This is a genomic window from Amaricoccus macauensis (genome assembly GCF_049800915.1).
GTDB lineage: Bacteria > Pseudomonadota > Alphaproteobacteria > Rhodobacterales > Rhodobacteraceae > Amaricoccus > Amaricoccus macauensis_A.
The window spans coordinates 504,863-519,358 of sequence record NZ_JBNAFY010000002.1 but is presented as its reverse complement, the minus strand read 5'-3'; the positions used below and the strand labels follow the sequence as shown (position 1 = coordinate 519,358).

Below are 14,496 nucleotides of genomic sequence, written 5' to 3'. Positions count from 1 at the left end.
GTTCATGGAAAAGAAATTGAAAATCCTCTGCGCCGAAGACGAAGCCGATATCCGCCGGATCGTCGCCCTCTCCCTCGAGATGGTGGGCGGGCATGAAGTCATTCTTTGCGAGAATGGCCGCGAAGCCGTCAGGCTTGCGGCAGAGAAACTGCCGGATCTCATCATCCTCGATGTCATGATGCCGGAACTCGACGGGACCGAGGCCCTCAAGCATATCCAGGAATGCCCCAAGACCGCCAAGATTCCGGTTGTTTTCCTCACTGCCCGCATCCAGGGGGCAGAAGTCGAAGCATATCGCGAGCTCGGCGCGGTCAATGTGATCGGCAAGCCTTTCCACCCCGTCGAACTGCCGGCAATCGTCGAGGAAATCTGGAGGAACCATTGCGCGCGCAGTGGCACTGCTGCGGTATGACCTCTGGTCAACGTGCCGGACCGGGCCTGGAACCCGAAGCGACCCGGCCCGGCATCAGGCGCGGACGTTAGGATCGGTCAGCTTGCGATGTTCCTGAAGGGCGAAGCGATCTGTCATGCCGGCAATATAGTCCGTAACGATGCGTGCGCGCCCGACCCTGCCATCCTGAAGTGCTTGCACGGAATTCCAGTCGTCCGGCATCAAACCCGGTGCCTCGTTGAATATCTCGAAGAGTTGCCGCACGACGATCTTTGCCTTTCGCCGCATTCGCTGAACTCCCCATTGCCGATACATCCGGTAGTAGAGGAACGTACGGATCTCCTTCAATTCGGTGAAAGTGCCCTCCGAGAAACGGACAACGGGCACGCCGAGATGCCGCACGGCCTGCACGTCTTTGGGCGCAAATTCCTCGATGCGCTCGAGGCTGGTGGCGAGCACGTCTTCCACCAGAAGCCCGAAGAATCGCCGGAGCGCTTCGTGCTCCCGTCGCGCCGGTGAAAGCCCAGGCCACCGCGCATCGACCTCGGCGATGCAACGCCCGATCATCGGCAGACAGCGCAGATCCTCCAGCGTGAAGAGGCCCGCGCGAAGCCCATCGGCCAGGTCGTGGTTGTTGTAGGCAATATCGTCCGCGATCGCCGCAACCTGTGCCTCCGCGCTCGCGTGGGTCTCCAACTCGAGATCATAGACCGCGTTGAACTCGCTGAGCGCAAACGGCACGTCGCCCACGACCGGCCCGTTATGCTTGGCAATGCCCTCGAGCGTCTCCCAGGTCAGGTTCAGCCCGTCGAAATCCGCGTAATGCGCTTCCAGCTTGGTCACGATCTTGATCGCCTGCGCATTGTGGTCGAACCCGCCAAAGGGCTCCATCAGTTCCTTCAGCTCGTCTTCGCCGGTATGCCCGAAGGGGGGGTGGCCCAGATCGTGAGCAAGTGCCACGGCCTCTGCCAGTTCCTCATTGAGTCCCAGCGAGCGCGCAAGCGTGCGGGCAACCTGCGCCACCTCGATAGAGTGGGTCAGACGCGTCCTGTAGTAGTCGCCTTCATGCTCCACGAAGACCTGCGTCTTGTGTTTCAGCCTACGAAAGGCCGATGCGTGAATGATCCGGTCCCGGTCGCGCTGGAAGCAGGTGCGATGGGCCGAGCCTTCCTCCGGATAGAGCCTTCCCCGCGTCGTGTCGGGGCGCGTCGCAAATGATGCGGTCATGGGCAAGCGGCCTCGTGTGTCACAATTCTTAATCCTACTCTGCCGTGGTAACGCATCGCTAAGGGGGCTGAAAGGTCCGAAGACTGTTCCCCCGCTCGCAAGCGCGGTGCAAAATGACGCCGGATCTTGTGCGCCTGGCACGTGGCGCTTACCTTGAAAGCAGCCTTGAAATGGAGATTGGGCAGAACGATGGATCTTGCCATACCACCGCGGGTCACCGATCGCGCCTTCGCCCGCATCAACGAAATTACCGAAGGCCGCGAACCACAGGCGTTGCGCATCGCAGTTGAGGGTGGGGGCTGCTCAGGCTTCCAGTATGCAATCAAGCTCGACGCGGCACAGGGAGAGGACGACCTCGTGCTCGAGAAGGACGGCGCGCGCGTGTATATCGACAGTGTAAGCCTGCCCTTCCTCGCCAATGCGGAAATCGATTTCTCCGAGGAACTGATCGGGGCACGGTTCGTGATCAACAATCCGAACGCGGCATCAAGCTGCGGTTGCGGAACCAGCTTCTCGCTCTGAGAACAATCCTCACAGCCTCAGGCCCGGTGATAGGGCGAGCCTGCGAGAATGGATGCGGCGCGATAGAGTTGCTCGCTGAGCATCACCCGGGCCAGCATGTGCGGCCAGACCATTGGCCCGAATGAGAGAAGATGGTCCGCGCGCTGACGGAGTTCCTGCGTAAGTCCGTCCGCACCGCCGATCAGGAAAACCAGATCGCGGACCCCGTCATCGGCGTGCTCTTGTAGCAATGTGGCAAACTGGGGCGAGCTGCGGGTTTTCCCGCGCTCGTCGAGAGCCGCGACGATCGCACCATCCGGAATGGCGCCGGCCAGCAAGACGGCTTCGGCTTCGCGCCCGCCGCCCTTCCGGTCTTCGAGCTCCAGAATCCTTGCCGGGCCCAGCCCATTGGGGCGCCCGGCTCGGTCAAACCGCTTCAGGTAGTCGTTGACAAGTTCAAGCTCCGGCCCCTTGCGGAGCCGTCCCACGGCAGCAATGCTGATGCGCAAGCGAAACGGTCTCTAGACCGGTTTCGGGGGACTACCCGCAGTGTTCTGCCACATCTTCTCGAGTTGGTAGAACTCGCGAACTTCCGGCCGGAACAGATGCACGATCACATCGCCCGTATCGATCAGGACCCAATCACCATGTTCCTTGCCTTCCGTGCGGACGACAACGCCATGATCACTCTTCAAGCGGTCAGCGAGTTTTTCAGCAATGGAAGCTACCTGGCGCGACGACCGGCCCGAGGCAATCACCATGTGATCCGCCATCTCCGATTTTCCAGCGAGCGGTATGGTCGTCACATCCTCGGCCTTGTCGTCGTCGAGCGAGGCCAGGATGGTCGCAAGCAGATCTTCTCTGCCAGACTTTCCCGGGACCGGCTGAAATGCCTTGCCCGGGGTGGCGGCAGAAGCCGCCGTAACGTGCTGAGACAGCGCGATTACCTCCGTCAAACGCGCCGTTCTTGCCCGGCGCCGGCAATGTTTAGATTAGGCGAAAGGGCGCATTTTTTCAAGAAGGCTGATTTTTGCGTTCGGTCAATCGGCAAGAGACGCACGCCATCTGGAGAAGACAGCAACGCGCCACTTGCAGACACACCGGCAAAAAGAAGCATCGTGGATCTTTCTTTCTCGGAAGTATCTCAAATGATGTAGAGATTTGGCCGATCTTTGCCAACCCAAAGGCACTCCAACCACCCGCGTTCACTACCTGACAAACACACCCTACCCCGCTTCCCGAACGCCAGCGACAGCCCCACCCCGGGGCAAACGCCGTTAACCGAGTGCCCTTGTTTTCATGGCTCGCCTTGGGTTTCTCGACCAATCACGTACAAGTCTTCTCGTATAGAGGTCCAATTTTCGTCTTTTACGATTACTTTAGATCTATAGTTCTCTTTAAACGTGTAACACTATGCCACCTGTTTTGACCGCCGATTCCACCGGGTCAGGAGCCTCTTACTGTCGCCTCGTTGAGGCCACAGGTTACCGGGATTCTTTATTAGTTACGTTTGGTTAACGTATCTCGCGCAGTCTCGGGCCAGCGAAATGTGGGGCCGGGCCTTGAGAACCGAAAAAACTTCAGTGGCGGCATTGTCAAAAGATCTGTTCACCGGGCGCGTCGTGTTGCCCATGGCCTGCGCAATCCTTGCCTCGATCTTCATGGTCGTGGGCTTCGTCATCTTTACGGCCCAGGGCCAGAACCGGCTCGAGGTCGAATCCTCCTCAATGCTGGCCGACACCGCGGTCAAGGTTAACAAGCGCCACATCGCGAGAAACCTCAAGGACTACGCGGTCTGGGAGGATGTCTACTATCACCTCCATGAAGGTCTCGATGTCGATTGGGCCGCCACGGATGGAAATGTCGGCGCCAATGTCTACGAAGGCCTCGGCTACGAGCTCGCCTTCGTGATCGACCCGGCAGGAGAGACGGTCTACGCCGTCATCGAAGGCACGCCGCAGGACACGAGCGCCGAAGAGTTCGTCCCTGAAGGCCTCGACCAGATCATCCAGACAGGCACCCTTTCCCGCAACCCGGCCGTCGGCGTCGCAAGTTCCAGCGACGGCCTGCTGCTGATCGCCAGCATGGGCATCATCCCGCCCTCCATTTCCGACGAAGCCCTGCCTTCCGAAGAACGCTCCAGCCTCGTCTTCGCCAAGCGCCTCGACCAGAGCTTCCTCGAGCGCATGGGCAACGAATACCTGCTCAAGGGCCTCAAGATCATCGCGGCCGACGAAGCGGCAGCAGGCGCCACGATCCCGCTCGCCAGTCTCAATGGCGAGACGATGGGCTATCTGATGTGGTCGCCGGAACAGCCGGGATACGAGCTGCTCCGCCTCCTCCTGCCGCCCCTCGTCATTTCCGTGATTGTCCTCGTGGCCTTCGCCTGGCTCGTCGTGAGCAACGCCCGCCGGACCACGACCGCGCTGCATGATTCCGCACGGACCGTTGAAGCCTATGCCCGCACGCTGGAGGAAAGTGAATCCCGGTTCCGCGACGTGGCCGAAGCCTCCTCGGACTGGATCTGGGAATGCGACCCGCAGAATCGCCTGATATACCTTTCCACCCGCTTCTCCGAAGTGACCGGCATCGCCGCGGCCTCTCTGCTCGGCAAGCGGCTCGAAAGCTGCTTCCAGCCCATCGACGGCCTTGAAGACACGACGGATCTCAACGAGGAAATGCGCAAGCGCCAGTCCTTCCGCGACATCCGCTGCCACTACCGCGATGCCCGAAATCGCGAGCGCAACAGCCGCCTCGCCGGCCGGCCGATCTTCGATGCCTCGGGCCGGTTCATCGGCTTCCGTGGGACCGCAACCGATATCACCGAGGAAGTCGAGGCCCAGGCCCGCGCGCGGCATCTCGCCCTGCATGACAGCCTCACCGGCCTGCCGAATCGCATGCTTTTCAATGACCGCCTGAACCATGCCCTGCGCGACCGCCGCCGGCTGGCCGCCAAGGTCGCGGTGCTCTGTCTCGATCTCGATCACTTCAAGGAAGTGAACGACACGCTCGGCCATGCGGCAGGCGACCTCCTGCTCACGTCCGTCGCCGACCGGCTCACCACCTGCGCCCGCCCGACAGATACGGTTGCGCGCCTCGGTGGAGACGAGTTCGCGATCATCCAGTCCGATATCGAGGGCCTTGGCGATGCGGAAGCGCTGAGCGAACGGATCATCGAGGTCATGCGCGAGCCCTTCGAAATCGAAGGCCACGTCATTCACGTGGGCGTCAGCATCGGTGCCGCTCTCTCGCCAAATGACGGCTGCGGCCCGGAAAAGCTGTTGAAGAACGCGGATATCGCGCTCTATGGCGCCAAGAAGGCCGGGCGCTGTACCGTTCGCTTCTTCGAACCGCACATGGACCTCGAACTACAGGAACGCAAGGCGCTCGAATACGACCTGCGCCGCGCAATCACCGGCAACGAGTTCGTCGTCCACTACCAGCCGGTCGTCGACATCCAGACCGAAAAGGTCGCCGGCATCGAGGCGCTCATCCGCTGGAACCACCCCGAACGCGGCGTGATCGAACCCGAGGTCTTCATCCCGATCGCCGAGGATACCGGCCTGATCGGTCCCATCGGCGAATGGATCCTGAGCGTTGCCTGCAAACAGGCGCTTCAGTGGCCCGATATCCGGATGGCGGTCAATGTCTCCGCCGTCCAGTTCCGCCAGCGCGACATCGTCGGCACCATTCGCCACGTCCTCAGCGATGCCGGCCTGCCCCCCAGCCGCCTGGAACTCGAGATCACCGAAAGCGTGCTGATCAACGACGCCGACATCGCCTTCGACGTGCTGACCTCGCTGAAGGAAACCGGCATGCACATCGCGTTGGACGATTTCGGCACCGGTTTCTCGTCGCTCGCCTGCCTCAACTCCTTCCCGTTCGACAAGCTCAAGATCGACCGATCCTTCGTCGCCGCGTCACGCACCGATCCGAAATCCCTGGCCATCGTGAAAGCCGTACTCAGCCTGAGCCGCAGCCTCGGCCTCGCCACGACCGCGGAAGGCGTGGAAGCGCGCGAGCAGCTGGACCTGCTCCGGGCCGAAGGGTGCGACCTGGTTCAGGGCCACCTGTGCGGCGAACCGATGTCCGCAGAAGACCTGACCAAGTTCCTCGAGGAATGGGAAGGCATCGGCCGCGGCGGGAACTCCTTCGCAGCTGCATAACGACAGATACCCTTTGAATAGGACGGATACATGCTTCACCAGGCAAAGGCACCAGACCCTGCTTGTCCCGATGCACCAGTCAGCCGGGTCGATCTCTCGACCCAACCGCGCAAACCGGCCGACACCCAGCGCACTGCGGTTCCATCCGCGGCAGACCTGGAGAGCTACGCATCGATCGAGGACATCATCGAGGAACTGCAGCCGACGGAGCCGGTCTTCTGCATCGACCCGTTCGAGATCCGTGCAGCAGTCGCCCGGTTCCTGAGTTTTCCCGGCCGCCCGCTCTACGCGGTAAAGTGCAACTCGCACCCCTTCGTGCTGGAAACGCTCTTCGATGCAGGCATCCGTGATTTCGACGTGGCCTCACTTGGCGAGATCGAACAGATCGAAGGTCTTTTCGGCAAGGCTGCGGGCCTTTATTTCAACAATCCTGCCAAGACCCGTCCGGCCATCCGGAAGGCCAGCACGGAATACGGCGTCCGGTTCTACACCGCCGATTGCATCGAAGAAGTCGACAAGATCCTCGAGGAAGCGGACCTCAGTGACGAACTGATTGTCGCGGTTCGCCTGCACACGCCCGGTCGCAATGCCCGCTACGTGCTTTCGACCAAATTCGGCGCGCCGCCCGATGAGGCGGTGAAGATCCTGAAATATATCCACAAACGCGGGGTGAAGGCCGGTATCTCCTTTCATGTCGGCTCGCAATGCCTCTCGCCGGGTGCCTTCGGCAAGGCGATGTCGATCTCGGGCACCGTTGCCCGCAAGGCAGGCGTCCCCATCAGCGTGCTCAATGTGGGCGGTGGCTTCCCGGCACCCTACCCCGGCGACAAGATCGCCACGCTTCAGACCTACTTTAGCCATGTCATCCACGGGCGCCAGACCCTCGATCTCGCGCCGGGCTACATGCTTCTCTGCGAACCCGGCCGCGCGCTCGTCGCGACGTCGGGCACGCTGATCGTCCAGGTCATGGTCCGCCGGGGCAATTGCCTGCATCTCAATGACGGGATCTTCGGCACGCTCCAGGAACTGGGACACAGCGGCGAGAAACGCCCGGTTCGCCTTATTCGAAATGGCGAGCGCGTGGAGAAGAAACCGGCGGACTTCAAGGTCTTCGGACCAACCTGCGACTCCAACGATACGCTGGGAGCCCCTTTCACCCTGCCGGACGACATCCGCGAAGGAGATTGGATCGAGGTGGGCATGATGGGGGCCTACAGCCTTGCCATGCGCACGAGTTTCAACGGTTTCCGCACCGACAAGATCGTCCGGTTGAGCGGATAACCCAGGTCTAGAGGAGGGAGACGTACCGATGCCGCCTGCATACCCACCGCTCGGGCGGTTCCTGCCGACCCTCCTCGGCGCACTCGGCGTCGCCCTGTGGGCGACCGAAACCACGCTCATCACCTATACGGCCGCAATCCCGCCCATTCAGACCGTGGCACTCGCCTTCACTTTTGCCGCCCTGCTCTCTCCGGTGCTCTGGCTGATCACCGGAGATGATCCGGTCGAGGCGTTTCGCCTGCCGCTCCCGGTCTGGCTGCTGATGGTGGGCTCGCTCGTGGGCTATCATGCCGTGATCTACTACGCGACGCAGAAAGCCCCACCCGGCCCCGCCGCGCTTCTCCAGGGCACGACACCCCTGATGATCGTAATCGGCTCGGCCTTCCTGCCCGGAGAGCGGTTGCGCTGGTGGCACGTGTTGGGAGCCGGGCTCGGCTTCATCGGGATCGCCATGCTGGTCGAAAGCGGCGGCGATAGCGGTGAGAGCAGTGACGGATCGGTCTTCTACCTCGCCCTGATCGGCCTCGCCGCCGCACTCTGGGGCGTCTATTCGGTTGCCACGCGCGGCCTGCCCCATGTGCCCTCGTCCGCGCTCGGGGTGTTCTACATGGCCGGCGCATTTCTCTGCCTCATCGCGCATCTTGGTCTCGAGGAATGGGTCACGCCCTCGAGAAACGAGCTTGCCGCCATCGCGGGGCTCGGCATTCTGCCGATGGGTCTCGCGATCTATCTCTGGGATTTCGGCTGCAAATACGGCGATATCCAGGCGCTCGGCGCCTTCTCCTATGTCGAACCCTTCATCGGAGCGGCTCTTGTCGCCATGTTCACCACCGGCACACTTGCGCCCGAGATGATCTGGTCCGGTTGCCTCGTGATCGGCGGCGCGGTCATCGCAAGCTCGAGCCTATGGCGTTCCGAACCCAAGACCCTGGCCGTTGAAGTGGTTTAAACCTCTCACCCAAAGCGTGTTCCATCGTCCGAAGCATGGACCACCAGGTCAAAGCCCTCGTCAGCTGTCGGGGCAACGAAATGCTTCGTAATCCGCGCAAATTGCGCTTCCGTCGCCGCGAAGGGGTGATCGCCGCCCGCATTCCGCGCCCTGAGCCGCGCGAGGCAGACCTCGTCCGGCACATCGAGATAGTGCAGCATGTGCGCGGCGTCCGCCGCCTCGAAGATCCCGCGCATCCAGGCCCGGCTCTCACGGGTGTTTCCCTGGAAATCGAGCACCACTGAAACGCCCGCTTTGAGCAACCCGATCACATGCGGTCCCATCACCGTCCGCAGGGCCGCCGAACACCGCACGAAATCCTCGACCGTTGACATCTGATCACCGTAAAGCGCGGCCAGCCAGGCATCCTCCGCGATCAGCATGGTTCCGGAACGTCCTGCAAGTTCCGCCGCGAGCGTCGATTTTCCCGACGCGATCTTTCCGCACAGAAGATGCAGCGTTGCCGGTTCCGAATTCATTCCATCCCCCTCTTCCCCCCGGCGCCTGTCAGCCGCGCCAGCCTCCTGCCCTGCCGCCGACGCCGAAACGCACGTTTCATGAAAGATCTTTAACCTGCCCGCGAAGAAGTCTCCACATTTGCGCGCCATGTGACCTGCAAAGCCACACCCCGTGTTTCCAGAGCAGGAGATATCGAAGACATGACCCGCCACGAAATCCTTCCGCGCCCCGCCCCCTTCACTGCCGCCATCACTGCCGCAACCGCCGGGGTCTGGATGGCCTGGGCTCCGCTCGCATCGGCCCAGACCGAACCCGGCCTCGTGGCGGATCTCGTGGAAAAGACGAGCCCCGCTGTGGTGACGATTCTCGCGACCCAGGAGCGCGAGGCGCAGATCTCCCCCGAACAATGGACCTTCGGCCCCGGCTCTCCCTTCGAAGAGTTCTTCCGCCGGTTCGGCCAACCGAACAGCGGAGAGCGCGGCAGCCCCGTGCCCCGGTCCGAAGGCACCTCGCTCGGCTCCGGTTTCGTCATCGAGGCCGACGGCTACATCGTCACCAATGACCATGTGGTCGACGAGGCCACGAACGTCCGGGTCCGCTTCCACGACGAGAGCGAGTTCGAAGCCGAGGTCATCGGCACCGACCCCCAAACTGACCTGGCCCTGATCAAGATCGACGCTGACGATCTGCCCACCCTGTCGCTCGGCGACAGCGACGACATGCGCGTCGGAGAGGACGTCATCGCAGTCGGAAACCCGTTCGGCCTTGGCGGCACGGTGACACGCGGCATCATTTCCGCCGTGAGCCGCGACATCAATGCCGGCCCCTATGTCGATTTCATCCAGACGGACGCCGCCATCAACCGCGGCAATTCCGGTGGTCCGCTCCTCAACCTAGAAGGCGAGGTGATCGGCGTGAACTCCGCGATCTACTCGCCGAACGGCGGTTCGGTCGGCGTGGGGTTCGCGGTGCCGTCCAACACGGTCGAATACGTGGTGGGCCAGCTGCGCGATGCGGGCGTGGTCGAGCGCGGTTGGCTTGGCGTCTCGATCCAGGGCGTCACGGCCGATATCGCCGAAGCCGTCGGCCTCGACGAAGCGCGCGGCGCGCTGGTGGCCGAAGTGGTCGCCGACAGCCCAGCCGAAGACACGCTCCGGATCGGCGATGTGATCGTCGGCTTCAACGGCGCTCCCGTCGCCTCGAGCCGCGAACTGCCGAAACTTGTCGCGGCCGCCGCGCCGGACCAGGACGTGGAAGTCGAGGTGCTGCGTGACGGAAGGGAACAGACGCTCACCCTCCGTCTCGGTCGGCTCGACAGTGAAGAACTCGCCGCCCTCACCCCCGGGTCCGACCAGAAGCAGTCGGGCACGGCATCCGAGCGCCTTGGTGCGACGCTCTCGGCCGTCACCCCGGCGGCGCGCGAACAACTCCGCCTGCCCAACGACATCGACGGTGTCGTCATCACATCGCTCGACGGTGAGGGCCTCGCCGCGGAGGCAGGCCTGCGGGTCGGCGACATCATCCTTCAGGTCTCCGGCACCGACGTCCGCACCCCGCGCGATGTCGATACCGCCCTCCAGGACCTCAACGCCAGCGCCGCGCTGTTCCAGATCTCGCGGGACGGCACCCGCTTGTTCGTCGGCGTGCGGATGGGATAATCCTGAGGGACCGAGGTTGAAATGCTTCAGATGGGCGCCCGGATCGAACCGGGCGTCCGCATTTTTCCCCAGGGCCGAGACCAGCAGGGAGACAGACGTTGTCGAGACGCATCCTCATCGTCGAAGACGACAGCGACACGCGCGACTATATCGCGAAGGGGTTGCGCGAGGCAGGATATGCGGTCGAAGCCACGGGATCGGGCCGTGAGGGTCTGATGCACGCACTTGAGGGCGGGTTCGACGCCATGATCCTCGACAGGATGCTCCCCGATCTTGACGGCCTTTCGCTCCTGAAATCCGCCCGCGCCGCCGGCATTCGCGCACCCGCAATCCTGCTCACGGCCATGAGCGCCATCGACGAGCGCGTGCGGGGGCTGCGCGCCGGCGCGGATGACTACATGGTCAAGCCCTTTTCCTTCGAGGAGCTTTCTGCCCGGCTCGAAGCCATCCTGCGCCGCCCCGCGGAACCTTCGGCCCAGGAAACCGCGCTCCGCTGTTTCGACCTCGAACTCGACCTCATTTCGCGTACTGCCCACCGTGGCGATCGCCAGATCGATCTTCTGCCGCGCGAATTTCAGATGCTTGAATACCTCATGCGCCGCAAGGGGCGCGTCGTCACCCGGACGATGCTTCTCGAAGGTCTTTGGGACTACCGGTTCGATCCCAAGACCAATGTGATCGACGTTCATATCAGCCGCCTGCGCCGAAAGATCGACCTCGAAGGCGAGCCCCAGCTCATCCGCACGGTGCGTGGGAGCGGCTATACCATGACGGACCAGCCATGACAGCGATGGGGTCACTCTGGCGCTCGGCGGCGGCACGGCTGATCCTCGCCCAGTTCCTGATGATCGCGGCCTCCACGGCCCTCGTTCTCGGGTTCGTCTACTGGCGTGTCGGCGGCGTCATCGATGCCGAACAGCGCGCGGTGGTGGAAACCGAGATCGCCGGCCTCGCGGACGACTACAATCGCGCCGGCATCATCGGGCTCGCCCGCGCCATCGACCTCCGCCTCAGCCGTCCTCAGACGCGCGACGCGATCTACCTGCTTGCGGATGCGCGCGGGGCCCGGATTGCCGGCAACCTCGCGAGCTGGCCGCCCACCATCGCCCCCGATACCGGCTGGGTCACCCTCAGCCTGATCCGTACCGATCGCACCGGCCCCACCGAGATCTCCGCACTCGCGATCCGCTTGCCGGGCAATGAACGCCTGCTGGTGGGCCGGGATGTCGCCGCACGGGCCGCATTCGACCGTTTGCTCGCCCGCGCGCTTGTCTGGGCCCTGCTCGCCATGACCCTTCTTTCGCTCGCCACCGGCTGGATCTCGGTCCGGATGATGCGACGCCGGGTGGGCATGATCGGCGATGCGGCCAGCGCGATCATGGCCGGCGATCTCAAACGTCGCGTCCTCGAACGCGGCAGCGGTGACGAATTCGACCGCCTCGCGGGCACGCTCAACGCGATGCTCGAGCGGATCGATGCACTGGTGAGTGACCTGCGCACCGTCACCGACAGTCTTGCCCACGATCTCCGCAGTCCGCTGGACCGGCTCCATCGCCACATCCGCGCGGCCCAGACCCCCGATCTTCCTGAGTCCGAACGCACGGCCCTGCTCGCCCGTGCCCAATCCGAAGCCGAAAGCGTGCTCGCGACCGCCACGGCACTTCTCGACATAACCCGCATCGAAGCGGGGCTCGGCATCGAACAGTTCGAAGAGGTGGACCTTTCCCTGCTGGTCCGCGATCTCGGCGATCTCTACCAGGCCGCGGCCGAGGAAAGCGGCCTCAGGCTTGAGATCAAGGCATCCGATGCTCCAGTTATCCGCGGTCATCCCCAACTCCTCGCCCAGGCGGCCTCGAACCTCATCGAGAACGCCATGCGTCACGCTCCCGAGGGCAGCGCGATCACACTCTCCATCAGCCACTCGCCTAGCGGCGCCACGCTCTGCATCGCGGACACAGGCCCCGGCATCCCCGAGGCCGACCGCGCCCGCGCCATCGAACGGTTCGTCCGGCTCGACCCCAGCAGAGGCGAACCCGGCTCTGGCCTGGGCCTCGCACTCGTGGCGGCAGTAGCCCGGATGCACGGAGCGAGGCTTGAGCTTTCCGACAACGCCCCGGGCCTGTGCGCTTGCCTGCATTTCCCCACCTGAGCGATCATCGAACAAAACAAGAACATATGGCGCGCAAGCATCACCGCACGCAAGGCAATGTTAAACGATTGGTTAACGGCAGTGCGTGGCCGAGCGGCGAGCGGCCCGAACGGGCCGCGCCTGCACTCTCACAGTTCTGATTTCAGACGATCCACCAGCGTTTCGATGACCTTCACTCTCGCATAGCGCTTGTCATTGGCCTCGACGAGCGTCCAGGGCGCGCTCGGCGTGGATGTCAGCGCCACCATGTCATCGATTGCCACCTCGTAGGCCGGCCATTTCTCCCGGTTGCGCCAATCTTCGTCAGTGATCTTGAAGCGCTTGTGCGGCACCTCCTTGCGCTCCTCGAACCGTCGAAGCTGCTCGTCCTGATCGATCGAGAGCCAGAACTTGTGGACGATATACCCCCCGCCGGAGAGCAATGCCTCGAAATCGTTGATCTCCTCATAGGCCCGACGCCAGTCCGCCGGCGCGGCAAATCCCTCCACCCGCTCGACAAGCACGCGCCCATACCAACTCCGATCAAAGATCGCGACGTCTCCGCGGTGCGGGATGCGCTTCCAGAAACGCCAGAGATAGGGATGCGCGAGGTCCTCCTCGCTGGGTGCGGCGATGGGATAGACCTCGCTGTGCACCGGATCGAGTGCCGCGCGCATCCGCTTGATCGCGCCGCCCTTTCCGGCAGCATCATTGCCCTCGAACACGCAGACCAGCGCCCGTTTGGAGAATTTCTTCGACCGCGTGAGCGCGTAGAGCTCCTTCTGGGCCTCCGCCAGCCGCTTGCGGTAGTCGCTCTTCTCGAGACTCAACCCCAGGTCCAGCGCCTTGAGCGCGGAGGGCCCCTTGCTCACCCGGCGCGGTCGGGCGGAAGGCTTCGGAGCCTTGCGCGGTGGCTTGGCGGCGAGCGCCTGTTGCATCGCATCAAGCACGATCTCACCGACGGCAAGATCCCGCGCCATCGGCCATTCCGCCGGAACCTGGTGCCACTGCGGGGCTTCCGGCCCGGTCGAGGCGACGATCTCCTGGGCGGCCTCCACGAGCCGTTTGCGCTCGCCCTTGGTGTCGATGCTCCGCCATTCGCGCAACAGCGGGTTCTTCAGCGTTCCCGGCCCGCCATGGTTCTTCTTCACCCGCTTCTCGGCCTGTCCCGCGGAAAGCGTGAGCCAGATCTTCACGATCCGCACGCGCTCGGCCGCCAGCATCGTCTCGATCCTGTTGACGATGTCGAGCCGCTCCTGGAACTCGCTCTTGTTGATGAGCTTCGTGGCCCTGCGATGCAGCAGGTAATGATACCACGAGCCCAGCACGATCCCCACATGCCCGTAGGCGGGGAGATCGCGCCAGTAGCGCCAACCACCCGGACCGCGATACTCTTCCTTGGTCTCGATATCGTAGGCCATGGTCTTGATCGCACGCGGATCGAGCCAGCCGTGAAGCCGGTTGAGCACCTGGCCCTTGCCCGCCCCGTCGGGCCCGTTCAGCAGAACGAGGATCGATTCCTTCCGGGATTCGGCGAGATCGAACTGCGCATCCAGCAGTCGCTCGCGCAGAACGGCCTCCCGCTCGCGGAGCTGTCCCTCGTCCTTCAGTTCGAACACGCTGCCGTCCATCATCTCTGCAAGGCCTCCGGTTTCCCGCTGTCGTCGCATTGTTTGCGGCTCCGGCGGCGCAAGGCA

Annotated in this window: 14 protein-coding genes; 8 read left to right on the top strand and 6 right to left on the bottom strand. The window is 63.3% G+C overall.

Annotated elements, in window-relative coordinates:
- Nucleotides 1-4: 4 nt before the first annotated feature.
- Complete coding sequence (locus ACP15W_RS06690) at nt 5-412, top strand: response regulator (protein ID WP_424932077.1); 408 nt, start codon at nt 5-7, stop codon at nt 410-412.
- A 54-nt stretch (nt 413-466) separates the two neighbouring features.
- Here the strand turns inward: ACP15W_RS06690 and ACP15W_RS06685 are convergent, their stop codons facing one another.
- Nucleotides 467-1,618, bottom strand: a complete 1,152-nt coding sequence (locus ACP15W_RS06685) for a deoxyguanosinetriphosphate triphosphohydrolase (protein ID WP_424932076.1) — start codon at nt 1,616-1,618, stop codon at nt 467-469.
- A gap of 189 nt (nt 1,619-1,807) precedes the next feature.
- Here ACP15W_RS06685 and ACP15W_RS06680 point away from each other — a divergent pair, with 189 nt between their 5' ends.
- Nucleotides 1,808-2,140 carry a HesB/IscA family protein gene (locus ACP15W_RS06680; protein WP_424932075.1) on the top strand — a complete coding sequence of 111 codons (333 nt, stop codon included), beginning with the start codon at nt 1,808-1,810 and terminating at the stop codon, nt 2,138-2,140.
- A gap of 17 nt (nt 2,141-2,157) precedes the next feature.
- Here ACP15W_RS06680 and rlmH read toward each other — a convergent pair whose 3' ends face one another.
- The 3 genes from rlmH to ACP15W_RS06665 all read right to left on the bottom strand — a co-directional run bounded on the left by rlmH (nt 2,158) and on the right by ACP15W_RS06665 (nt 3,236).
- Nucleotides 2,158-2,628 carry a 23S rRNA (pseudouridine(1915)-N(3))-methyltransferase RlmH gene (gene rlmH, locus ACP15W_RS06675; RefSeq protein WP_424932074.1) on the bottom strand — a complete coding sequence of 157 codons (471 nt, stop codon included), beginning with the start codon at nt 2,626-2,628 and terminating at the stop codon, nt 2,158-2,160.
- A 12-nt stretch (nt 2,629-2,640) separates the two neighbouring features.
- A complete protein-coding gene (gene rsfS / locus ACP15W_RS06670) occupies nt 2,641-2,973 on the bottom strand; it encodes a ribosome silencing factor (RefSeq protein WP_424932290.1) in 333 nt (110 codons plus the stop codon).
- 98 nt (nt 2,974-3,071) lie between these two features.
- Entirely contained in the window at nt 3,072-3,236 is a 165-nt protein-coding gene (locus ACP15W_RS06665; RefSeq protein WP_424932073.1) for a hypothetical protein, read from the bottom strand.
- 475 nt (nt 3,237-3,711) lie between these two features.
- Here ACP15W_RS06665 and ACP15W_RS06660 point away from each other — a divergent pair, with 475 nt between their 5' ends.
- From ACP15W_RS06660 to ACP15W_RS06650, 3 genes are read left to right on the top strand one after another with little or no spacing between them, the layout of a single operon-like run.
- Complete coding sequence (locus ACP15W_RS06660) at nt 3,712-6,285, top strand: bifunctional diguanylate cyclase/phosphodiesterase (protein WP_424932072.1); 2,574 nt, start codon at nt 3,712-3,714, stop codon at nt 6,283-6,285.
- Nucleotides 6,286-6,315: 30 nt separating this feature from the next.
- A complete protein-coding gene (locus tag ACP15W_RS06655) occupies nt 6,316-7,566 on the top strand; it encodes a type III PLP-dependent enzyme (protein WP_424932071.1) in 1,251 nt (416 codons plus the stop codon).
- A 28-nt stretch (nt 7,567-7,594) separates the two neighbouring features.
- Nucleotides 7,595-8,515 (top strand): DMT family transporter, encoded by a 921-nt coding sequence (locus tag ACP15W_RS06650; RefSeq protein WP_424932070.1) that lies wholly within the window; start codon nt 7,595-7,597, stop codon nt 8,513-8,515.
- A 5-nt stretch (nt 8,516-8,520) separates the two neighbouring features.
- Here the strand turns inward: ACP15W_RS06650 and ACP15W_RS06645 are convergent, their stop codons facing one another.
- Entirely contained in the window at nt 8,521-9,033 is a 513-nt protein-coding gene (locus tag ACP15W_RS06645) for an AAA family ATPase (protein WP_424932069.1), read from the bottom strand.
- Between the two features lie 180 nt (nt 9,034-9,213).
- Here ACP15W_RS06645 and ACP15W_RS06640 point away from each other — a divergent pair, with 180 nt between their 5' ends.
- The 3 genes from ACP15W_RS06640 (at nt 9,214) to ACP15W_RS06630 (ending at nt 12,820) form a co-directional block, all read left to right on the top strand.
- Nucleotides 9,214-10,671: a Do family serine endopeptidase gene (locus ACP15W_RS06640; RefSeq protein WP_424932068.1), complete on the top strand. Its 1,458-nt coding sequence runs from the start codon at nt 9,214-9,216 to the stop codon at nt 10,669-10,671.
- Between the two features lie 98 nt (nt 10,672-10,769).
- Nucleotides 10,770-11,456: a response regulator transcription factor gene (locus ACP15W_RS06635; RefSeq protein ID WP_424932067.1), complete on the top strand. Its 687-nt coding sequence runs from the start codon at nt 10,770-10,772 to the stop codon at nt 11,454-11,456.
- Nucleotides 11,453-12,820: an ATP-binding protein gene (locus ACP15W_RS06630; RefSeq protein ID WP_424932066.1), complete on the top strand. Its 1,368-nt coding sequence runs from the start codon at nt 11,453-11,455 to the stop codon at nt 12,818-12,820. Before ACP15W_RS06635 ends, ACP15W_RS06630 begins: the two co-directional genes overlap by 4 nt.
- A 128-nt stretch (nt 12,821-12,948) precedes the next feature.
- On the opposite strand, the gene pap is transcribed toward ACP15W_RS06630, so the two are convergent.
- Complete coding sequence (pap, locus tag ACP15W_RS06625; RefSeq protein WP_424932065.1) at nt 12,949-14,469, bottom strand: polyphosphate:AMP phosphotransferase; 1,521 nt, start codon at nt 14,467-14,469, stop codon at nt 12,949-12,951.
- Between the last annotated feature and the right edge of the window lie 27 nt (nt 14,470-14,496).